The organism is Candidatus Nesciobacter abundans, from assembly GCF_008189525.1.
Taxonomy (GTDB): domain Bacteria; phylum Pseudomonadota; class Alphaproteobacteria; order CAJXXZ01; family 1604HC; genus Nesciobacter; species Nesciobacter abundans.
On sequence record NZ_CP043314.1, the window covers coordinates 159,892 to 183,981 of the forward strand.

Genomic DNA, 24,090 nt, shown 5'->3' on the forward strand with positions numbered 1-24,090 from the left:
ATATATTTTTTCTAGATATTAGTTTTAATACCTTCTGGTTCTTTATTTATAGCTAAGATAATTCTGCTATGCAGAGCAGAAATTATTAATAAAGCCCTATATAAAAATATTCATATAAATTCCATAGTTAATCAAATAAAGTTATATTTATCCGTATTAAATAATAATTTTTTTGAAAAAATGAATACCTTCTGTTGGTTTGATTAATATTATTTGTAATACAGATTTATATATTCTAGCCCACTATTTTATATGATTTTAAATAAGTTTCTACCTAAATAAAGGAAGTTTATGTATTGTGCAGTGTAATGTATATATAAAATTCTACCTAATACATACTTTATTAAACTTATTAAATTTTGTAGAAATAAGTTCCATTTATTTAGAATTATAAGCTTAAGATTTTATTTGATATATGTAATTTTTTTTACAAGATTTCGAAATAAATTAACTAGTTATTGAAAAATTCTTTTTGAAAATAATCATCCAATATTGGAAACAAGAAGTAAAGTTGTTTTTGAGTTATATTATTTCTTTTCAGAGGTTTTTGTTTCTTTTGAAGAAGTTTTTTTATCTTTTGTAAGCTTATTGTCTGATTTTTCATAGAAAACTTTTTGTCTTATTTCAAGCATTTTTTCATTCAGATCTTTGATCTTCATTTCTTTATCTACGCTTACTACTCTAGATAATGCATCAGCTATAGCTTTCTCTTCTAAGATATAAGCTCTTGCTTTTTCTAGTTCATCAGCATTCTCTTTATAGTATTTTTGCACTTCAGACAGTCCGCCTCTGTATTTTTTAGACTCTTCAAAAATGTAACTATCTATATCTTGTTGAGTGATTTTTACATCCCAATCTCTGATCCATTTTCTTATTAGGAACAAAAACATAATTCTTTTATTTGAGTTTTCTAAGACTTCTTCTTTTACTTTATCTAAAGTTTTACTTTCAAAGAATCCTTTTTCTTTTACACTTTCAAAATATGTTTCTAAGTTATCCATAGAAAAATTATGAACCATTTGGGAGTCCATTTTCTTTAATATGTCGTAAAACGTATTCATGTATTCAGCATCTAAGTAAGATTCAGGTACATTAAACTTTAATCCTTGCACAGACTTCTCAGAAAGCAAAAATTTCCTGTAAGAATTGATATTTATTTTTAGCTTATCTGTAATCATTTCATGGAATTTGTTTTCCAAAGCTTCCACAGTAGCCAATCCCCAAGATTTTGCCATATGTTCATTTATTTCATATTTCTTCGTATCCATTATTTTTTCTATTGTAAGGAATGTAGAAACTTCTTTTCCTGCTAACTTAGCAAACTCTTCTGCATGTGGGCCATGTTTTACATTTTCTGGGACAGTGGAGGTGTATTCTATTACATCTCCTTCATTTTTTCCTAAGACTTTTTTCTCTAAATCTGGCAATAAAACTCCAGCACCAAGTTTGATCTGTAGCTTGTCTCCATCTTTGCTTCCATAGAATTTTACAGAAACATTCAATGTATCCCCTTCTTTGCAAGGTCTTGCTGATTCTAAAGGAACGGTGTATTCATTTTTCTCAATCCAGAGTTCCATCTCTTTTTTTACATCAGCTTTACTTACTTCTACTTTAGGGTTTTCTATATTTATTTTTGTAAGATCAACTTCAGGTGTTTCAGGAGATGTTTCAAATTCAATATTTACTTTAACTTCTGAGTCTTTTTCATAATCAAAAGATGACTCAAAATCTTTCTTAGGGTTTGTCAAAGGTGCATGTTCGAAATTTTTCATGATTTTTGAAAATTCATTTTGGAAAGCATAATTTTCTGACTCTTCTTTTATTTTTGAGTTCTTCCTTATTAATGATAAAGGTACTTTTCCTGGTCTGAACCCATCCATTTTATAGTTTTTTTGTGTTGCAGATAGATAAAAATCCACATGCTCCTTAAACTTTGAATGAGGAATTGTTAGTTCATACTTACACTTAAGGTCATTTTTTGAAATTAAGTTCACTTTAGTGTCTGTTTGCATAGATTTATTTTCTGAATTGATTGGATTATTCATTTTGCTCCTTAAGATAAGAAAAAAGTACGGATGAAGGGACTCGAACCCCCACAGCTTTCGCTACTAGAACCTAAATCTAGCGTGTCTTCCATTCCACCACATCCGCTTACAGCAAAAACTATAGCACATGTAAGAGAATTATAAAAGTATCCTTTGTAAAAGTTCATATGTGATTCGGAATAAATGAAAAATACTTACACTCCTATTGACTTATTAATCAAGTTTGCATATTATTGATCTTGCGGGGTAGAGCAGCTTGGTAGCTCGTCAGGTTCATAACCTGAAGGTCGTAGGTTCAAATCCTGCCCCCGCAACCAGTTTCATATTATATTTTTTATTTAATTCATTTTTTAATTATAGTTAATTTATATGTAATTTTAAGTACTAATTTTTTTCCATATACATATTTAATGTTCAATTGATTACAATAGTAATTTAACTATTAAATTGCTTCATGTAATAAATTAATGATTTGTTTACATTCTGATTTTAACATGATATTGAAGCATTTAGTGTTGCAGGAGGCAGTAATTAGTGAAGAGTTCAAAATTTAGGTCTTTAGCCTTACTTTCGTTTTTATGTTTTTTATCTAATGAGATAAATTGTGGAAATCAGGATAGAAATTTCTTGGAATCAAGTATAGATGCAGATTTAGTTGCATCTACATATGGATCAGAAAGTAGCAGTGAATGTTCTGACTCTACACCTCAATCTCTTTCTGATGGAACTGGAACTAGTTATTCTGGAGAGGCATTCTATGTCAATGAGAATATAGAAGCATTGCTCAATGATAAAGAAATTGGTTTATCAGCAGACTTATCAAAAAAGATTATGAGGGAATTTTTAGATGAGAGAACTAAAATAGATTCTGAATATAATACAGAAACATCTGTAATATTGAACGATTTATCTGACAAATTAGAGATGACTATGTCTTTTGAGGATACAAAAGCAGAGTTATCAAGCTTTTTTGTTGCACATAATCTTACTTCAGAAGATGTTATGCAGGATTTTGAAACGAGGTCAAATGCATCTAGTTTTGCTAACCAAAGTGTAGAAGAAAGCAAAACTAATGTATGCAAAACAAGACCAAGAAGAAATTCTGCTTTGAAGCAAGAAGGATCTCCTAAGAAGTCTTACCCTGTTTCTTTTCTGGGGAGTGATGGATCTAGATCTCCTGTAAGTGATCAAGCTATGACACCTGAGAACAGATCTCCTTCAGGAAAAAGTGAGCCTTTTGTTTTTGGAAAACAAACCTCAGAATCTAGAAAAGTAAGTTCATCTTCCAAAACTGAATCTGTTAAACCACTGAAAAAATCTGTCAAAAAACCTGGATCCAAGTTAAGTCCTGTTTCTAAAAAGTCAGGAATCTCTAAACAAAGTTTAAGTGGTGTGAAAAGTAAAAAGTTATCTGAAAACCCTGTAAAATCAACAAGCGCATCTAAAAAAGCAAAGCCTATGTTAGCAAGCATAGCTCCTGCAGAATCTAAGCAAGAAACGGAAGTTGGTAGTGGGTTTGGCATTAGTTTTGGAGGATTCCAAGTGGGAATTCAAGGACAGGGCCAATCAACAAATGATCCTTTCGAACCTGCCTCAATTAGCACTCCTTTAGGTAAACTGAATTTATCTCAAGAAGGATTATCATTAGATGGTTCTTTTGGTTCTATAGGTACAAAATTAGATGAAAATGGAAAACCTGTGATAGAAGGTTCAGTAAACACACCTTTAGGAAAGTTTGGTGCAGATCAAAAAAGACTTTCCTTTGATGGAAAAAATGGAAGTAAAGTAAATATATCAGCAAAAGATGGTTTATCTGGAACTGTAAAAACTGAAGCTGGTGAGTTTGGAGTAGACGCTTCTGGAAACCCTATTGCTAAAACTAATATTAATGGAACTAATGTAAAACATGATAAGAATGGTACATCTATTTCTAGAAAAGGATCTAAATTGAATATTAGTAAAGATGGTAAAGCTTCTGGATCCTTAAAAAATGATCATACAAACTTAAATCTAGATCAAAATGGTAACGTTACAGGAAGTGTTAATGCAGGGCCAGTATCAGTTAATTCACAAGGAAATAGGAAAAGTTCCAATACAAATTCAATACCTCAATTTAAAAACCCTAAAAGACAAAGCTCTGTAAAGCAGGCAAACAAGGGTGGATGTCAGTGTTGTACAATAGCTTAAATATCTCCTATAAATGGAATTGTTTTAGTCTATTTAGTTAAGCTATAATTGGTTTAGTTAGTTAAGTTGTAGCTAATAAAAAGGTAGTTAAGCTTTAGATAATAAAATGGTAATTTTCAAGCTTTCTATTAATTTAGTTCAGATCTAATTAGTTTTAATTACAAACACCCATGATTATAAAGCATATTCTTATAATTCTTATTTACACCTGATTTTATAATCAAATGATTTCCTGAATCTTTTAGGAAATGTTTGTAATTTTTATTGCATAGTTCTGATTTAACATAATCTTTTTCAGTAGGTGTTAATCGTTTCATTACAAACCATTCATATGTGTAATATATGTTATTATTTGCTTTGTCATTTAGTTTTATTGAGTAATATATCCTAACACGCCTTCCTTGGCATAGATCTATGAAACTAGAGTTTATTATTTCTTTGTCAGGAAAAAACAATCTCCTTCCTATTGCAAAAAAACTAATCAAGAAGGCAGAGTTTGTGTTTTGTGCTTTGTTGCTTTCAGGAAAAACCTGATCAATAAATTGAGTAGGAGGGATGTTAGTTTCTATTTCTGGCGTCCAGATTATGCAAGATTCAGTTTTAGTTTCAGCTTTATGAGAAATTTGATTTATTGTTATATTTTCTGTACATATTTTATTTTCTAATGAAGATGTTTTGCTTCCTAATAAATCTTTTTCCCAAATTGGTACATAAATTTCTCTCATGTTTATATTGTACACATGCAAATGATACATTGTAATACATTGTATATTTCTTGATTTATATTTTGATGATCATATTTTCACCATATTTACATTTATGTATTATTTGTAGTTATTTAATATATTTATTGATTTTTTATTTGTACATCTAACTGTTTTATCATGCTATCTATTTCTTCTTCAGTAAGGTTTTGAAGAGATATATTGTTAGCTTTCTTATTATTCTTTTTATATTTTAACATCATATCTATAGCTTTTAATGCATTCGAGATTGATTTAGAATCGGTATTTTTACCAATAGATTCCTGCATTATAATCTCTAAGTTTTTCATAATTTGTTTTTCGTCCAATTTTACCTCAATAAAATTATTTCATATAAGTAAGTGGGAAATCAATTTTAGTAATTAATTAAGATATAAATGTTAAACTATCATACTTATTTGCTTCAGAGAGAGTTATTATTTGACTTTTATGAATTTATTAACAAGTAGATTGTATAAGACTTATATCTTGATATCTTTTTGTAGAATAGTTTGAATTACTGTAAATTAACGAAGAATAGATAAAATTAATAAAGGAGGATTTATGATGAAAAATAAATCAACATTTATAGTTTTATCTTTACTGATTTTAAGTCAGATCGAAGGTATGCCTACTGAAACACCTTCACTTTCACCTTCTAGCTCTGGTTCTCTTGTGGATCGAACAAATAAAGCCTCACCTTCCAGCTCTGGCTCTGTTTTAAGCTCTCCAAGAAACCTAAATAAAGAACATATTGCTGCTTTATCTTCAAACACGAAACCTTTAAGGTCTAGTACTCATAGCCTTAAATCAATAGGATCTTCTTTTAGTTTAAAATCTGAGAGCTCAGAAATAAAAAAACAGCTGCTTGGAAGTGCTAATGTTCTTCAATTTTATGCATGGAATAGAATATTAAAGGAAAATGGATTTGAATCAGAGATTTTATTTGCTCCAGAAGGTTATTACTCGGACTTGGATGAAGATAAGCAGCCTATAGTTATGCATGTAATTGGAGATAAGTATGAATTTTTGCTAGATCCATTAAATGATATTGATGGAGCATTTTTGTCAAAAATACCTTCTTCAGATTGGCTGAAGTTTAGACATAAGATTACATTTGATAAAGGCAGGCATAAGGAATCTCAGGATTCTGAAGTCACTGTCTCTACTAAAACAAGCAGCAGACAAGAATATCTAAAAATCAGCAATATAGTAGGAAAAATGTCTAAAAAAGAAAAGAGTGTTCGTTTGAGCTATGAAAAAACACTTGCAGAAACATATATGAAATCACAAAATCAGCTAGTTAGCAAAGGCTTATCTTCAGAACAGAACGAAAATTTTAATAAATCTATTCCTAAAGACAAGAAAAATAATGAAAAATTTATATTGTTATTAATAGAATTTTATAAAAAACAAATAACTCCCTTAATAAACAAGGTTGGGTTTTTGACAAGTATGGAGGATTTGGATCCAGATAAAACAAGTGATATTTTAGGATCTATTATTACAATTGAATCACTGAAGAGTTCAAGGCAATATTTAAAAGTAGGCACAGCACTTGATTCAGCTAAAGATCTTGATCATGCTCGTAGAAAAGTACAACGCAAAAATTCCATAGTTTCTAGAAGATCTAGCATGGCAAATAGTGAAGTGAGATCTGAGATTGGTACTGCTTTTAGTGCTAATGGAGATGACTCTTTGTTAGATGGGTTAATGCAAGATTTAGATTTACACAATTCATCACCTTCTGTGAATGGGTCCCCAAGAAGCGCACTGCTTTCTCCAGAAGGATCAGTTTTAGGAGATGACAAATCACCCAAGAGATCTAAAACACCTGTACAGTTTGATTTAAGCAATAACTCAATTCATCATATTGGTAATTCTGGAAACAACTCTGATGAAGATGGGTCTGAAAAAAGTTTGTATTCTGCAGGATCTAATCTAAGTTCTAAAATGTTAAAGATACCTAGAAATGAAGATGACTTAGATTGCTTTAGTGATTCTAGCAAAAAGGAAGAGCAATTTGATGAATCAGAAGTGCTTTTTTCACAAATGGAATCTCTGAAATCTAGTGCAGTTATAGCATTGATTTCAGGTTCTGCAGAAGGAGAATCAGAAGATCATTTGTAATTTTATAAAAAAAGGTAAATAGTTTGTTGAATTAAATACTATGTTAATTATTTTGTTTATACTCTTGCTTTCCTAGAAACAGATTGCAAATACTCACACTCTTGAAATGCTATGGAATTTTTATTTAATCCATCTAATGCTTTTTTCAAGAACTGATTTACTTTATATATATCTCCTGAGCTTACGAATTCATTATAAGCTTTGGCGTAATAAAAATGTGATCTATTTCCTAGAAAATCGTACAAAGAACATAATAAGCTCCATATTCTAACATCAAACATATCTTTATTTTTATAATTTAAAAGTTCATGCTCTAAGTTTTTCATTTTTGCAGTATTTTTAGATTTTTTATAAGAATGGAATTTGGTGTACAAAATACAAAACTCAACCTCTCTATCTGAGAATTTCTGATTTATTATTTGTATGCTTTGTAATGCATTTTCATAATTTTCTAACCTTAATTCCATAAGAAATTTTATGTAAGTTGAACAAACATACATAGGGCTATTTTCATCTAGTTTTTGTAAAAACTCTACCAATGATTTCGATATATCTCTACCTGACAAATATCCTTCCCAAAGTTTTTCATATTCATTAGATGGTTTGCCAATTCTTTTCCCTCCTATATAAAGTCCTTTGGAGATTCTAGATTGTAATGCTTTGTAATGAGATATAATTTCATCAGGTATTTTACCTTCTTCTTTCTTTAAGTATTGGAAAGCCATTTTTTGTCTGTTTGAAGATGAAGGATGAGAGCTAAAATAATCTCTGGCTTTATCATTTTCAGCAAACTTTTTAAATAACTTATATGATCCTGATACAGTCCAGTTTAACTTTTGCAAAGTTTGCAATGCGTATGAATCAGCTTCTACTTCTTGCTGTTGAGAGTACATCATAAGATCATTGTATATTCCATTTATAACTATCATTCCCAGAATATTTATACCTGGGATTAAAAGAGTTGGCATTAGTAGTTTATAGTTTTGAGCTTTAGATATTTTAAATATGCTTTGTTTTATGTGGGATTTTTTGACATGTCCCATTTCATGAAAAATTACAGCAATTGCTTCTTCTGCAGTGCATTTCTCTATCAATCCCTTGTGTACAACCATATACTCACTGCCTAAATGATTTATTGATACATACGCATTTATTGATGTAGAATCATCCCCGTATATGCGAATTTTATTTTTGGACTGTTCTTTTGGTGTGTAAAAATTATTTTCTTGTTTTGTAAGTTTGTTTGAAGGATATTCTTTAGTCTCATCTTTGTTGTCATGTGAACTTATATTTACTTTTTTAAGTTTGTTTATATGTTTATATTTCTGTATTTTTTTATTTGCTAGGTTGGATTTTCTTATAATGTTATCAAAAAACATTCTAAACTCTATGTCCAGTGTAAGTCTATTGCTGGATAGTGAGCTTTTGCATGATGACAAAATTGAAATGGCGAGTAGAAATCTCATAGATTTAAAAATTCTAAAAACATAGTTAAATTTAATTAAAAACCATCTTAATAAAATTTTCATTAACAGCTCCATATCCATACATTAGGTTATGTAATATGAGTTTTGTCAATGGTGTAAATTTTTTGATTTTTAAGCTTAGAATGATTTTCTTAGCTTTGTATAACTTAATATTTAATCCTGAATGGATTAAAGTGATTATATTTTTAACATAAATTTTGATTTAGTAAAACAAAAACTTTGATCTAGTAAATTCATGTTCAGTTAATAAATAAGTTTAGTACAAGTCTTTGTATTTTTGGTTAAATGCAGTTACTCTACCATCTTTTTCTATACCAAATTTATTTACACCTGTCCAAGCTGGATGTGAATAAGTATCTACGTGTACTTGCATTTCCTTTTTGTTGCTTAGAGTGCTCTTTATTGTGATTTGTTCTCCATTGCTCAAAACAACCTTAATTTCATTAAGAACTGGTTTGGAATCAGTTGATTTCTTTGCTTTAACTTTTACATTAGGATCAAATACAACTTTTTTATCATTCTTAGATGATTTATTTGTTGATTTATTGTTCTTTGACATAACACCTCTTCGTGATTTAGATTTATTATATGAATTATATTCAATATGTGCAACCAAGTGAATCAAAGTCGGGTGATAAAATATTTAATATTAGTAATTTAAAATCATTAGAAAAATTTGCAACTTATCTTTCAGAAAAACTATTTCCAGGTTGTGCATTGTTTATAGATGGTCCTTTAGGGATAGGAAAAACAACTCTTATTAGGTCTATTCTTGAAAGGTGGAATATAAAATCAATAGGCAGTCCAACTTTTTCTAAGGTTATAACATATCAAAGTAAATTATTTAATAAAGAAAGAAATAGTGATTTACAGAATGACTCCAATGACTCTAGATCTACAGATAATGAATCTATGAATAATGAACAACCTGTTGGATCAGAGTTTTTTGTTTGGCACTCAGATGCTTACAACATGGAAAATACAGAGTACTTGAAAGAATATTTGTTTGAGTTTGAAGAGGGTATATTGATTGTAGAGTGGTCAGAATTGATACCTTATAAAGATTTATGGGACAGTAGGATTGAAGTGAATGTTAATGAACATAGAATTGCATCTGTAAAAGAAACTTATTAAGTTATACTTACTGATATTTTTTATGTTTTCAGAATATAAGGAATTTAAAATAAAGGAATTAATTTAAAATAAAAAATGATAGAAAATCTAGCAAATGCCTAGAGCCGGAATCGAACCAGCGACACGTAGATCTTCAATCTACTGCTCTACCTACTGAGCTATCCAGGCATTTAAAAAATGATATATCACAATTTCTTCGATGTCCATATCTTTTCTAGGATAGAATTGAAGTTTTTTCTTTATTTTTTTTAATTTTGAGTTTAGAATTCGTGTAATGATTCTTAATTTTACTTTTTTGAAATTTACTTTCTTATTTCTGGTTTATATTATTCCTGTTCTTAATTTATACAGAGCTTTTTATGCCATAAAAATATTGGAAAACCCAAGTTATAAGAAAAATAAAATACTTCTCATTACAATAAAAGATTATTTTAAGAATTCTGATGTAACTGACTCTAGATTTAAGTCCTTAAAATGTGATTTAGATCATTTTTTTCAATATGAACCATCTTTAATAATGTTATTTTCTTTTCCAATGATTCTGAACTATTTTTACAAAGAATACTTTTCTAATACTTTAGTTATTGTGTCTGAAATCTTCTTTTTCTGCATTTTGATAACCATATTATTATGTAGGAGAAATTTCTTTGCTAGGGTGTTCAATTACATAAAAAGAAACTTATCAGATACAAAATCACATGAGTCTCTTTCTCTAAGCATAGATAAGAAAATAAGTGATGCTTTGAAAGGAAAGAATTTAAATTTTAATTCTTTGATAAATAAGCTTGATGTTCTAGAATTAAAGAATCTAGAAATTATATTAGAGAAAGTTCAGAAAATTGACCAATTGGCAAGCTCTCTTGAGAAAATGAATGAAGAGAATATGGCTTTGAAAAATGAACTTAAGGAAGCAGTAGAGCATAATATGCAGATACTGCAGTCTTTGGATTATAACAAAGATTTAATGATAAAAATTGGAGAAGGTTTTATTGATTTGAAAAAGAAGATTGACTCTAAAGATCATGCCTAGAGGTTTTTTGAATTGAACTACTTAGTTTTTAATAGAAATAACGTAGATTTTTTTAACTCTTACATGAATGAGAGAAATTTATCTAAGAATACCATAGATGCATATACTAGTGATTTAGTTTTGTTTATATGTTGGTTAGAGTTTGTATCTAAAACCGATCAATCTTCTTCTTTGGAAGAGGATTTCTATGAATATGACTTGTCAAATAGCATGAAAAAAGAACACAGTCAGTTGATAGAAAAATATGGAAATCTGAGAGAAAAATTATCTGTAGTTGGTTATGTACAATTTTTGAAGGGTTGTAATTATTTTGAAAAAGGTTTGAGTAAGAGTTGCTCTGCTGAAAACGAGAACAATAATTCTAATTCTTATAAAAACACACCTGAAAACATATTTCTTGAAAAAAAATTAGTTGAGAGAGATGATTTGCAAGAAAGTTGTAATTCTATAGGTGACAATAAAAGCACTGATGAAGATTGTACAAATAAGCCTAATAAAAGAGCTATATTAGACTCTACTTTGTTTAGAAAAATAAATTCCATAAAACAGCTTTTTTTGTTTTGTAAGGAGCAGATTGAAGGGTGTAATGATGTAGAAGTTGACTTCCCAAAAATAAAACTAAAAAGATCTAACTTAAAAGTTATCAATGATGAAGAAGTTAATGAAATACTAGAAGATTTAAATAAGTCTAATACAAAATTTTCAATAAAATTACATGCAATGCTATCCATGTTGTATAGCACTGGCTTAAGGGCTTCTGAAATAATTTGTATTACTTTGAATGATTTGGAAAATGTTATAAATGGTTCAGAGAAAAGTTTTAGAATTATTGGTAAGGGAGGAAAAGAAAGACAAGTTTTCATGAACAGAAAAGCTATAGAGTCATTGAAAAGATACTTATTAAGCAATTCTCGGAAAATAGCTTCTTATATTTGGCCCTCTACAAATGGACATATAACAAGGCAAACTTTATTCCTTTGGGTAAAGAAAATTGGTCTTTCTCCGCACGATTTAAGGCATAAGCTTGGTTCTAATTTAGTAAAAAAAGGAATGAATTTATTGGAAGTAAGGAAGGTTATGGGGCACTCTAGTGTAAAAACCACATCTATATATACTCATGCCTCTAACTCTTCCAGTTCAATAAAAAAGCACCATCCAATGTACAATAAAAGTAAGGATAGTTAATAAATTGTTTGCAATTATCTTATACTAGGTTCTGTTAGTGATTGTATTTTTTGCCATGAGTTATTTAATTATTTTATTGGTTTTTTTGACTTATATGCTTTTATGATATAGAGTCTTCTTGTGAATTCTAAACAAAATAAAAAAACATTAACTGGGACTGTAAAAAAAATACATAGAGGTTACAGATTTTCAATTTTACTAGATTTAGATAATAAAACTCAAATAGAAGCGGAGTTATCTGGAAGATTGAAAAATAGAAAAATTAGAATAGTAGCAGAGGATAAGGTTGTTTTAGAGTTTTGCGAAGACAATCCATCAAGTGCTAAGATAGTTTTTAGAGAAACTCCTAATAGAATAAAGCAAGTAAAAAAATAAGTTTAAACCTTAAGAATCAAAATAATTTTACAGAATTTTATTAAGATTGATAAAGATTATAAAACAAATCAGTTTGTAAATCAGATTTATTGAATGCGTTTAATTTGTTAGCTATACAAGATTGCAATTTATTAAAAATTTAGTTTATTAGAAATGTTAATACTAGAAAATTAGAAAATAAGTAAAAAATGACAGAAATAAAAAATCGAGAGCAATTTAGATATAAATATAAGTACATATTGGATAGAGTGTTGGTGTTTTTATCTGTATTTTTATTAGGGTGTGATGAAAAAAATTTTAATGCAAAACCCATTTCATTTCTGAATAGAAATGCTTTAAAAGAAGTAAAATCAAAATATAAACATAAATCCTTAGAGGTCCCTAAAAATTGGTCAAAAAAAATTAGTATAAATATATCTAATGGATCTTCAGTTTTGGATATTATTAAGAGTATAGGTGTTTCTAATGGATTAAATATTAAATTCGCAAAGGATTTAAAAGACAAGGAATTAAATTATTTCTGTAAAGAAAAGCCAGTTTTAGAAGCTATAAAAGATATTTCTGAGAGCTCAGGTTTTATCATTAGAGTTTCAAATCATGGAATTCTTATAGATTCTGATGAGCCTTACGATCATGTACATGAGGTTATGTTTTTATCTTCCACAAGGAAATCAAACAGCAGCACTTCAGTAAATGGGTCTGGATCTAAAGGATCAATGAGTATGGATATTGGTTCTTCTGTTGAAGTAAGAAGTGAAAGTATATCTGATACGTGGAAAGAATTAGAGGAAAATTTATCTTTTTTCTTGAGAAGTAAGAAATATACTATAAACAAACAAGCAGGGCTTATGATAGTAAATGCAAAACAATCTGATCACAGAAGAATTGCTAGATTTTTATTAGATTTACACAAAAGAATTTCTACACAAGTTCTTATAGAAGCAAAAGTAATTTTTGTTAAGCTATATAAAGAATTTAGGACTGGAATAGATTGGAGCACTTTGCAAATATCTAATTTCTTTACATCTCCAGATAAAGTTTTTGACATTTCTTCTAAATCAGTTGCAGACAATGCATTATCTGTTTTGATAGGAAAAGACTCTCAAACGGCTTCTAGTATCATATCTTTGTTGGAAAAATATGGTGAGTTGGAAACTATTTCTAACCCAACAACATCTGTTTTGAATAATCAGCATGCTATTTTTAAAGTTGCAGAAAACAAAGTATATTTTAAGATATATCAAAAAACTATTTCTATAGGTGGAAAATCAATAGATGGTGTTTCAACCATATTTGGTAGTAATTTACACACTGTTCCAGTTGGAACTATACTTTCTGTTCAGCCTTCAGTAGATTTTAGGAATAGAACTATAACAATGTCTATTCACCCTACTATTTCTGAGGTGCATGATGAAAAAGAAGATCCATCTGTAGCTATAATGCTTAAAGATAACAAAGTTCCTGATAACATAAAATCACAAGTTCCAGTTATATCTACTCAAGAAATGGATAGCACTATAAGGGTTAATGATGGTGATTTGGTTGTTGTGGGTGGGCTGATCAAGAGCTCAAGGAGCAATAACAGTAGCGGACCTCTAGGAACAAAGAAACTGAAATTCCTAAGGAAGAATGAAAAGAAATCTGATCAACAAGAGGTTGTTATTATGATAAAAGCTACGATTCTAGATCCGCCTGAAAATTTACTTGTAAGATCCTTAGCAGATTATGAAATTTTCCCTATAAAAAGCTAACAGAGCTGATATTAAGTATATAAAAATTTATATATACATATACTTAGTTTATGTGCATTAATTTACTAAAAAGTGCATATTAAAAATCACTTACTTTGCATGAATTTCTTGTATATCTGTTTTTAATTTCTACATCTTATTTAACTATTATTTATTTTATAATTTATTATGTTAATAGTGTTTTGTATTGTTTTTTAACTAAAATATTTATTTTCTATTAATTAGTTTGCATTTTCTTTGTATTCATAACTATGAATTGTAAATCATACTCTTTGTTTCTTGAATATAAGTTGTATTTCTGAGAGAATTTCTTATGATTTCGCAGTATTATAGATATCCAGTAGGTTTTGGAGATACCGTATATATGGTTTCTCATGAAACCCTTTGGAAATGGTCAGAAAAAACAGGATTAAATAGGTGGATATTATTAAAAAGTGATGCGAAAGATTTATCTATATCTAAAGATGGACAGTGCATAGCTTTTACAGGTTCAGAAGAAAGTGAATCAGATGTTTATACTATAGATCTTAAAACACACAAAATAATAAGAAGAACATTTTATGGAAATGGTACTTATGTTGTAGGGTGGGATTCTTCAGATAATATTATTTTCGCAACTAATCATGGAATGCCATTTAAAAGAAATGTTTGTTTAAATAAATTGAATTTGGAAACAGGTAAGATTACAAAACTTAAAACAGGTCTTTCTAATTGGATTTCTTGGAATAGCAAAGGATCTGCTGTTGTACAGAGGTTTGGTTACGGATATAGCACATGGAGAGATTACCAAGGTGGAACTGCGGGTCAGCTTTGGATGGATTCACGAGGAGAGTTTGAAAAAATACCATTTGAAAAACATAATGCCTTGAGACCTACATTTGTAAATGATGAATTATTTTTCTTAAGTGATGCATCTGGATGTGGAAATGTTTGTAAATACGATTTTAATACTAAAAATTGGAAAACAATTACAAAGCATGAAGATTTCTATGTAAAAGATTTATCTAGATATGGAAATAACTTGATATATAGCAAATCAGGAGAGATTTTCTTATATGATACTGAGAAAAAAGAAGAAAGAAAATTGGAAATAAAATCTGCTAACTATGCATTTGAAAAATCTAATTTTGTTTGCGAGGATAACTCTAAGTTTTTGACTAGTTTTGATATAAATAACGAAGGTGATAATGTTTCATGTTGTATAAGAGGGCAAGCATTTTCTATTCCGCTTTGGAACAAAGGGTATTTACAAAAAACCACAAGCATAAGGCATAGGGTTGCTTTGTGGTCAGATAATGAGAAGTTTTTAAGTATAAAAGATGATAAGGAAGATGCAGTCCTCTTTATGGATGGACAGGAGTTTCATAGGTTTTCCGGGATAGGCAGGATTTCTGATTGTAAAATATCTAAAAATAATATTATAGCTGCTCAGAATAATAGGAATGAAATTTGGTTGTTAGATCTAAATTCAAGAACAGAAAAAAAGATACTAGATAACTCTGAACAAGTTTTTGGTTTTGATTGGTCTCCAGATGGAAAATGGTTTGTGTTTAGTAGTGGTAAATACAATGAATACTCATCTTTGAAAATTTATGATTCCGAAACTGAAAAATGTACAGAAATAACAGAAGGTACTTTTAAGGATATTTCTCCAAAGTTTGATTCATCTGGTAAGTATTTATATTTCTTATCATTTAGAACATTTAAAACAGAGTATGATCCATTTTCATTTAATTTATTTTTCAGAAAAGGTTTTAAGCCTTATGCTGTATGTTTAGAAAAAGATTCGTTAAATCCATTTGAACCATGGTTAGCTGATGATGAAGAAGGTGATTCTAAAAATGTATCTAGCGATTCTAAAAATAAAAATGAAGACTGCAAAGATGAAGATTTAGATCCTAAAGATATTGTTGTAAATATAGATTTCGAAAACATAAATAAAAGAATTTTTGAATGTCCAGTAAAAGCTTCTGATTATGTAGATATAGAGGTTATTGAGGATAAATTATTGCTTTTAGAGTCTAATAAGAAGTTGAAAAGCTTTACTCCAGGATCTAAGAAGTTAGAGTTAGTTTCTGATGGGATTTCTAGCTTCGAAGTGTCTAGAAACAAAAAATGGCTTTTAGTATTTAAAGATGAAAAGCTTAGGTTGTGTAATTCTGGATTAAAATTTGAAGAATCTGACTCTTACAAAAATAATGGTTGGATTTCCTTAGATTCCATAGATGTTATAGTTGAGCCAGAAAAAGAATGGAAACAAATGTTTGAAGAAGTTCTTTGGCTTACAAAAGTTCATTTTTGGGACAAAAGTAATGAAATAGATTGGGATGGTATAAGGAAAAAATATTCAAAGATTTTGGAATCTGTTCAGTCTAGAAATGAATTAAATATATTGTTCTATGACATGATTGGTGAGTTAAAAACTTCTCATGCATATGTTCTGGAGCCAGGGGATATACTCTGTGAAAAACATAACAACACTGGTTATTTAGGAGCTACTTTTAAATGGAATGGTGAGCACTATGAGATAAATGAAATTATCGAAGGTGATTCTTGGGGCGTTCATTCTCCAATTCATCAATTTTCAAAAGGTGATGTGCTTATTTCTGTGAATGGTAGAAAATTAAATGAAAACGTACCCCCTGAATCTATTGTTTTCGAAGGTAAAAAAACTTCACTTGAAATTAAAAAGAAGGAAAATGATTCTATAAAAATGATTCATGTAAATCCTTTGAAAGATGTGAATAGGCTTGCTTATCAAAAGTGGATCTCAGAGAGAGTAGATATAATAAAATCTAAAACAGATAAAATAGGATATGTTCATATTCCTAATATGGTAAGTAGTGGTTATAACGAATTTTATAAGAGATATATATTTGAACATAGAAAAGCTGGGTTGATAGTGGATGCTCGTAATAATAGTGGAGGGCATTTATCTTCTCTGATTATAGATAAATTACAAAGAAAACCTAACTCTTACACAATTCCTAGATATGGTGCTCCTGAGCATTATCCTTCTGAATCTCCTATGGGTCCTATGGTTTTGATATGTAATGAAAATACTGGATCTGATGGAGATATTTTTACTAGAGTATTCAAGGATTTAAATTTAGGGACTGTTATTGGAAAAAGAACTTGGGGAGGTGTTGTTGGTATAATGCCTAGATACTTCTTGATAGATGGAGGTCTAACAAGTCAACCTGAGTTTGCTACAAAGATGATTAACGGTGGTTACGACATAGAAAACATAGGTGTAGACCCAGATATTGATGTAGACAATACAATTGAGGACTTTGACAATGGAGTTGATAGACAACTAGAAAAAGCTATAGAACTGATAATGAATAAGCTTAGTTCTTAAGTATTATTAAAATCAAATACAATTAAAATATTTTAATATATTTATAGGAAAGATTGGAGTTTATTTAGCTTTATCAGGAGAATTACATAGAGAATTAAATTGATTTATGTAGGATTGTTTAAATAATATTGATTTTGTTTATTTTGTTTAGTTCATGCATATTATTATTTTATATATTTTATTTTTACTGATGATTTTAAGAATTTTATATTACTATCATAAGTATTTTTAATTTTCAATTCTGGAACATAATAAAAAATGATATTAAAATTTACTCATAGGAGATTGAGTGTATTTTAGCAGGTGTTTTACTAAAAAAGGTCCTTACGAGGGAATAAAATTCGTTGAAAGGTCAAGTGAAATAAGGGATTTAAGCGGGAAGTTAATTAAATCTTTTGAGAAAATTATAGTTCCAGAAAACTGGTCTCAGACTGCAGTTGATATATTTGCTCAGAAATATTGCAGAAAAGCTGGAGTCGCAAAAATACTAAAACGTATTCCAGAAGAAGGAGTTCCAGAATGGCTATGGAAATCTGAACCTGATTTAGAAGCAATGTATGGTATTGAAGAAAAATTTGGTGCAGAAACTGATGCTAGAAATGTATTTAATAGAATTGTTGGTACTTGGACTTATTGGGGTTGGAAATACAAATATTTCAACTCAGAATCTGATGCTAAAACTTTTTATGATGAATTATGTAATATGGTTGCTCTACAAAAAGCTGCTCCGAACTCTCCTCAGTGGTTTAATACAGGAATGCACTGGGGTTATGGAATAGAAGGTGGTGCACAAGGTCACTATTACGTAGATCCAAGCACTCTAGAAATTAAGAAATCTAAATCTGCATATGAAAGACCTCAGCCTCATGCTTGCTTTATTCAGTCCGTCAGTGATGACCTTGTTAATGAAGGTGGAATAATGGATCTATGGGTAAGAGAATCTAGAATATTCAAATATGGATCAGGAAGTGGTACTAATTTTTCCATATTAAGAGCTGCAAACGAATCTTTATCTTCTGGTGGTGTTTCTTCAGGAATGCTTAGTTTTCTTAAAGTAGGAGATTCTGTTGCAGGTGCTATAAAGTCTGGTGGAGCTAATAGAAGATCAGCAAAAATGGTTACAGTAGATGTAGAGCATCCAGATATAGAGAGTTACGTTAAGTGGAAAACTGAAGAAGAAGATAAAGTTGTATTTTTGTCAGTAGGTTCAAAAATAATAAATGAAGCTATAAAAGAAATAAATCTATCTTGTGATAGCTTTGATTTTGATAAAATTAATTTAGATAACATTTCAGATGATGTAAGTATAAACTTAGATTCTTTGAATGATTTTTGTAAAACATATGATGGTAATAAAAATGATTTACATTTAAGTGATGCTAATTTGTCAGATGAAAATATAGAATCAGATGATGAAAAATCTAACCAAGAAAACAATATAAGAAAATTAAAATTCAATCCTAAGGTTAATAAAAGACTTGGAAAAGCTTTGCGTAAGGCTGAAAAGACAGGGGTTCCATTCGGATATTTGGATAGAATCTTGAAATTGCTAGAGCAGGGCGTGGAAAATGTATCTGCAAAAATTCTAACAACTGAATTCGAATCTGAAGCATACGCTTCTGTTTCTGGACAGAATTCTAACAACTCCGTAAGAGTTACAAATGACTTTATGAGAAAAGTAGAAAATGATGAAGATTTCGATCTAGTTTACAGAACAAGTAGAGGGATAGCTAAAACATGTAAAGCAAGATCTATTTGGTCTGAAATTTCTAAATCTGCATGGTTATGTGCTGATCCAGGTTTGCAGTATGATACAACAATCAACGAATGGCATACATGTCCTCAGAGTGGAAGAATTAATGCTTCAAACCCTTGTTCAGAGTACATGTTTTTAGATGATACAGCTTGTAACTTGGCTTCTATAAACTTACTAAAATTTTATAAGCATAATGAAGGAAAATGGAGTTTTGAATCTGATGAATTTTCTTATGCTGTAAGAATCTGGACATTGGTTTTGGAAATTTCTATTACTATGGCGCAATACCCTTCCAAAATCATAGCTGAGAAATCTTTTGATTTTAGAACCTTAGGTCTTGGTTATGCAAACTTAGGAGCATTAATGATGCAAAGTGGTATTCCTTACGATAGTGAAGAAGGAAGAGCTTTAGCAGCATATGTTACTGCAATTATGCATGGTGAATCTTATAAAACTTCAGCAGAAATTGCTAAAGAACTTGGTGCATTTGCTAAATATGATAAAAACAAAGATTCTATGATGCGTGTTATTAAAAATCATAGAGCTGCACTTTATGGACATGGATATGAAGATATAGAAATAAATCCAATTTCACTAGACTGGGATAAATGTCCTATAAAAGAAAAGAAAAAAGTATTAGATCTATGGGATGAAGTTATTGATTTGGGAAATAAATATGGATTTAGAAACTCTCAGGTTACTCTTCTAGCTCCAACAGGTACAATCGGTCTTTTGATGGATTGTGATACTTTAGGAATTGAGCCTGATTTTGCTTTGGTTAAGCATAAAAAATTATCTGGAGGTGGTTATTTCAAGATTATTAACAATTCTATAAAACCAGCTTTGAAATCTTTGGATTATTCTGATTCTGATATTAATAAAATTATGAATTACATAATTGGATGTTCTAGTTTAGAAGATTCACCTTATATAAACCATAAAACATTAACAGAAAAAGGATTTGACAAATCTGATATTGGTAAGTTGGAAAAAGCTTTGGCTAATTCTTTTAGTATTTCTCAGGCATGTTCAAAGTGGACTATGGGAGATGATTTTTGTAAAAGATTAGGAATAGAAGGTAATAACATATTGGCTGAATTAGGCTTTTCTGATGAAGAAATGGGTGCTTGTAGTGAATATGCTTGTGGTACTTCTTCTATAGTAGGGTGTCCTTACATGAAAGAAAGTGATTTGGCAGTATTTGATTGTGCTACACATGGAGAGAGGTTTGTATCTTGGGAAGGTCATGTAAAAATGATTGCATCTGTACAACCTTTCTTGTCTGGAGCAGTTTCTAAGACTATAAACATGCCTAATAATGCGAATATATCCGACTGTGCAGAAGCATATAGCTTAGCTTGGAAAATTGGTGTGAAGGCAATAGCTCTTTATAGAGATGGATCTAAATTAAGTCAGGCATTGAACTTAACAGGATCATCTTCAACTTATTTGGATGATGAAGAATTAAGCAATGAAGAAGATACTTTGAAAAGTGTAACTAATGAAGAAAAAGACACAAAACTAGAGAGAGGTTACAAAGAAAAAATTCCATACAAGAGAAATGGATATACACAAAAAATCAATATATCTGGAGGATATTCTTTCTATCATACAACTGGTGAAAATGAAAAAGGTGAGCTTAGAGAGATCTTTACTAGTGGAATGGGAACTGAAGGAGCTTCTTTCAGAAGTTTGATGAGCTGTTTTTCAAAAGCTATTTCTATAGGATTGCAATATGGTGTACCTTTGAAAGAATTTGTAAGTGCATTTAAATTTACTAAATTCGAGCCTTCTGGAATTATTAATGGTCACGATGAGATTAACTTTGCAGACTCTTTGATAGATTACATATTTAGAGATTTAGAAAGTAGATATGGAAAAAACAATGTATCAAAAGATTTTCAGCATAATGTTAGTTTAAAATCTAATGATGCAAGTGCATTTAAAGGAAATGGTAGTATAAATGTGAATAATAGCCAATCCAAACCTCAAAAGAGTAATAATCTAAATCAATCAGATATTAAAAATAAAAATGATTTAAGTGGAGATGAAAAAGGTAGTGGGTTTGATGCTAAACAGACTGTAAATAAAGCAGAACAAACAAAGCTTGGTTACACAGGGGATATGTGTGCTCATTGCAAAGAATTTTCTATGCGTAGAGTAGGTACATGTTTACAATGTGACAAATGTGGATCAACAAGTGGATGTTCTTGAGATAGTTCTTATCTAGTTCTGTTGATCTGATATTTATAAAATATTGTTTTGTTAAAAGTTAATTATAAAAATAAATTGCTTATTATATAGCATTTCAAGTGGTTAAAATGTGAGTCAATATGTAAGTGAGTTTGTCTTCATATTAAAAATATCCACCAACATTACTATTCATAAGTATTAATCAGCATTTTTGATTATTTTGTAATATAATGTACTCGATGACAGTTTTTGTAGATAAAGTTAATATAGTTGTTGAATCAGGCAATGGTGGAAATGGCTGTGTAAGTTTTAGGAGAGAAAGTAAAGAGCCAAATGGAGGACCAGATGGCGGAGATGGTGGAAGAGGTGGAGATTTATATTTCTATGGAGACCATAATTTAAATAACTTAATTGATTTTAGGTATAAAAAACATTGGAAATCTGAAAATGGTAAAAATGGATCTTCTTGTAATTGTACTGGAAAATCTGGTAAAGATTTAAAAATAGCTGTTCCTTTTGGTACTCAAATTTATGAAGATGGAATTTTGAAATATGAAATAATGAACCCTAAAGAGGTTTTAGTTGCTAAAGGTGGTAAAAGAGGATTAGGAAATACAAGATTTGCTAAGCCAGATTTACAAGCACCAAGAATATGTACTGATGGAGCAAAAGGTGTAAAATTTGAATTAGAGTTAGTTCTGAAACAGATTGCTGATGTTGGAATAATAGGTTTACCTAATGCTGGAAAATCTACACTTTTGCATATCATTTCTGGAGCAAATGTGATTATTGGAGATTATCCTTTTAGTACAATTGTTCCTAAATTAGGGGCAGTAAAACATAAAGATCAAAGCATTCTATTTATAGATATACCTGGGCTAATAAAAGATGCTCACAAAGGAAAAGGATTGGGGCATGAATTTTTACGTCACATAGAAAGATGTAAAATACTTTTGCATTTGGTAGATTGCTCAGATGCTGATGTGGAAAAAAATATAGATAGCATAGTATCTGAACTTGAACAGTACAACCCTAAGCTGCTTGAGAAAACTAAATGTATTTGCCTTTCTAAATGTGATTTAGTCGAAAAAGATTATTTAGAAGATTTATTAAAGAAAGTAAGCTCCAAGCATGAAAAGATATTTTGTATATCTTCATTCGAAAAGAATAGCTTAAATGATTTGTTAGATTATGTTTGTGATCTAAATATAGAGTACAAGAAAAATGAAGAACAAGAATTAAAAGAGTTAAGTGAAGATAAGAAAGAAAATGTAGATCAATCAGAAAATGATGATAATGACCTTGAATCTTGTGATGAAACTTTTGATTATACAGAGTAGAAAATAGAGTAAAAATATTTCTAGAAATAAGAATTTAGTAGTTATTCTCAGATTTTAATTAACTAATAATAAAAATTAAGGTAAAGATTGTTAATTTGGCGGATAATAAGAAAAATCATAAAAAAATTACATGAATTTAATTACATTATTTAATTTTAATTTTAAACTTATTGATTAAGTTATTAATCAAACATGCTTATATTTAAGTTAATTATCTCTCAGTGATGTAATTCTTATTTAAGTATTATAAATCTTACGCTCATATTTTCTACCAATGGCATTTATATGCTTAAAATATGAAAAGTTTCAAAAAGGAGGGATTCATGTTTATTTTAAAAAATATAATAAGAATTTCAAAATTTATTTTTCAAACACAAATTATTTTTTTATTCTGTTTTAAAATATACTCTAAAGAAGTTATTTTTAATAGAGAGTATGAAGGGTTAAGTAATGGGTTTTTAGAATCTATGAACGCCCAAGCTGATTCTTATACTAAGCAAAACCCAGAATCAAAAGAAAGATATGACGAATTTATTGAAACACTAAGAAAATCTTTAATAATAAGCGATGATAATGAAAAGATTGTTCAATTGCAATGTACGGCAAGAGCATTTTGCAGAGTAAAAGGAAATGATCTTGTTTTATATTTAAATACGCATAGATTCATAAAAGAAAATGCAAACGATGAAATTCCTGAAGAAGAGGGCTCAGGCATGACATTTAGATCCATATTACTTCCAATTAGTGATGCCAGATCTAAAGGGTATTTAGGATCTTATGATGGGCAGGTTTTTATAACTGTCCATGCTTTTCTTGACAATATGGATAAGATTAAAAAAAGTACAGTTTCTTATACAGGAAATAATTTTAATACTCCAATTATTATTCTAGAAAAAGATGATTCTAGTTCTGGAGATTATAAATATTTCACTATAAAGAATGGTTTATTAGATAGCTTAGAAAGCTTTAAAGATCAAGAAATTGAAATTGATCCATTTATTTTTGTTGCAGATTATAGTGCTAAGGATTTTGTAACAGAAAATTTATTTAGGTCTGATATTATCAGACAAACAATAGAAAAAGATGGAGATTACTTTGATTATAATAACGCAAAAATAAAATTAACTAATATAGATGGATTCTAGTATTGGTACAGACTTGAAATATAGATTAAATTTTTTATTTAAGCAGAAATTTAATTTTAATTCAATTTTCCCATTTAAGTTTTTGCACATTTAAAATACTTCTTTTATCTAGCATTTTGGTTTTATTTGTTTGCAGGAATAACTTAATCTGCAGATATTATGTATAATGTTTGCAATGTATAATTACTTAAATTATTTTTGTGATCTGGTGAACTACGTTTTTGTTTG

Annotated in this window: 16 protein-coding genes and 3 tRNA genes; 12 read left to right on the plus strand and 7 right to left on the minus strand. The window is 29.3% G+C overall.

The features are described from left to right. Positions 1-527: 527 nt before the first annotated feature. Both tig and FZC36_RS00775 read right to left on the minus strand, forming a co-directional pair. The gene (gene tig, locus FZC36_RS00770) at positions 528-2,045 is read right to left on the minus strand and encodes a trigger factor (RefSeq protein ID WP_148972094.1); all 1,518 of its coding nucleotides are present in this window, start codon (positions 2,043-2,045) and stop codon (positions 528-530) included. A 25-nt stretch (positions 2,046-2,070) separates the two neighbouring features. Continuing rightward, a tRNA-Leu gene (locus FZC36_RS00775) sits at positions 2,071-2,151 on the minus strand. A 134-nt stretch (positions 2,152-2,285) separates the two neighbouring features. Between FZC36_RS00775 and FZC36_RS00780 the strand changes: the two genes are divergently transcribed. Then, positions 2,286-2,362: transfer RNA gene (locus FZC36_RS00780), tRNA-Met, on the plus strand. Between the two features lie 217 nt (positions 2,363-2,579). Further along, entirely contained in the window at positions 2,580-4,232 is a 1,653-nt protein-coding gene (locus FZC36_RS00785) for a hypothetical protein (protein ID WP_148972095.1), read from the plus strand. A 158-nt stretch (positions 4,233-4,390) separates the two neighbouring features. Here FZC36_RS00785 and FZC36_RS00790 read toward each other — a convergent pair whose 3' ends face one another. Together FZC36_RS00790 and FZC36_RS00795 are read right to left on the minus strand one after the other, a co-directional pair. Then, entirely contained in the window at positions 4,391-4,972 is a 582-nt protein-coding gene (locus FZC36_RS00790; RefSeq protein ID WP_148972096.1) for a hypothetical protein, read from the minus strand. 107 nt (positions 4,973-5,079) lie between these two features. Continuing rightward, on the minus strand, positions 5,080-5,304 hold the full coding sequence (locus FZC36_RS00795; RefSeq protein ID WP_148972097.1) for a hypothetical protein: 225 nt from the start codon (positions 5,302-5,304) through the stop codon (positions 5,080-5,082). 235 nt (positions 5,305-5,539) lie between these two features. Here FZC36_RS00795 and FZC36_RS00800 point away from each other — a divergent pair, with 235 nt between their 5' ends. Further along, entirely contained in the window at positions 5,540-7,105 is a 1,566-nt protein-coding gene (locus FZC36_RS00800; protein ID WP_148972098.1) for a hypothetical protein, read from the plus strand. Between the two features lie 56 nt (positions 7,106-7,161). Here FZC36_RS00800 and FZC36_RS00805 read toward each other — a convergent pair whose 3' ends face one another. Both FZC36_RS00805 and rpmE read right to left on the minus strand, forming a co-directional pair. Continuing rightward, positions 7,162-8,484, minus strand: a complete 1,323-nt coding sequence (locus FZC36_RS00805; RefSeq protein WP_187440125.1) for a M48 family metallopeptidase — start codon at positions 8,482-8,484, stop codon at positions 7,162-7,164. A 364-nt stretch (positions 8,485-8,848) separates the two neighbouring features. Further along, on the minus strand, positions 8,849-9,151 hold the full coding sequence (rpmE, locus tag FZC36_RS00810) for a 50S ribosomal protein L31 (RefSeq protein ID WP_148972100.1): 303 nt from the start codon (positions 9,149-9,151) through the stop codon (positions 8,849-8,851). 29 nt (positions 9,152-9,180) lie between these two features. Between rpmE and FZC36_RS00815 the strand changes: the two genes are divergently transcribed. After that, a complete protein-coding gene (locus tag FZC36_RS00815; RefSeq protein WP_148972101.1) occupies positions 9,181-9,726 on the plus strand; it encodes a tRNA (adenosine(37)-N6)-threonylcarbamoyltransferase complex ATPase subunit type 1 TsaE in 546 nt (181 codons plus the stop codon). Positions 9,727-9,821: 95 nt separating this feature from the next. Here the strand turns inward: FZC36_RS00815 and FZC36_RS00820 are convergent. Continuing rightward, a tRNA-Phe gene (locus FZC36_RS00820) sits at positions 9,822-9,894 on the minus strand. Positions 9,895-10,000: 106 nt separating this feature from the next. Between FZC36_RS00820 and FZC36_RS00825 the strand changes: the two genes are divergently transcribed. The 8 genes from FZC36_RS00825 (at position 10,001) to FZC36_RS00860 (ending at position 23,862) form a co-directional block, all read left to right on the plus strand. After that, on the plus strand, positions 10,001-10,756 hold the full coding sequence (locus FZC36_RS00825) for a hypothetical protein (protein WP_148972102.1): 756 nt from the start codon (positions 10,001-10,003) through the stop codon (positions 10,754-10,756). A 63-nt stretch (positions 10,757-10,819) separates the two neighbouring features. After that, entirely contained in the window at positions 10,820-11,941 is a 1,122-nt protein-coding gene (locus tag FZC36_RS00830; RefSeq protein ID WP_187440126.1) for a tyrosine-type recombinase/integrase, read from the plus strand. 120 nt (positions 11,942-12,061) lie between these two features. Then, entirely contained in the window at positions 12,062-12,316 is a 255-nt protein-coding gene (locus FZC36_RS00835; RefSeq protein ID WP_148972104.1) for a S1 domain-containing protein, read from the plus strand. A gap of 188 nt (positions 12,317-12,504) precedes the next feature. After that, positions 12,505-14,067 (plus strand): hypothetical protein, encoded by a 1,563-nt coding sequence (locus FZC36_RS00840; RefSeq protein ID WP_148972105.1) that lies wholly within the window; start codon positions 12,505-12,507, stop codon positions 14,065-14,067. A gap of 313 nt (positions 14,068-14,380) precedes the next feature. Beyond that, positions 14,381-17,428: a S41 family peptidase gene (locus FZC36_RS00845; protein ID WP_148972106.1), complete on the plus strand. Its 3,048-nt coding sequence runs from the start codon at positions 14,381-14,383 to the stop codon at positions 17,426-17,428. 289 nt (positions 17,429-17,717) lie between these two features. Further along, positions 17,718-21,398: an adenosylcobalamin-dependent ribonucleoside-diphosphate reductase gene (locus FZC36_RS00850; protein ID WP_148972107.1), complete on the plus strand. Its 3,681-nt coding sequence runs from the start codon at positions 17,718-17,720 to the stop codon at positions 21,396-21,398. 209 nt (positions 21,399-21,607) lie between these two features. Beyond that, entirely contained in the window at positions 21,608-22,717 is a 1,110-nt protein-coding gene (cgtA, locus tag FZC36_RS00855) for an Obg family GTPase CgtA (protein ID WP_148972108.1), read from the plus strand. Between the two features lie 323 nt (positions 22,718-23,040). After that, complete coding sequence (locus FZC36_RS00860; RefSeq protein WP_148972109.1) at positions 23,041-23,862, plus strand: hypothetical protein; 822 nt, start codon at positions 23,041-23,043, stop codon at positions 23,860-23,862. The last annotated feature ends 228 nt before the right edge of the window (positions 23,863-24,090 follow it).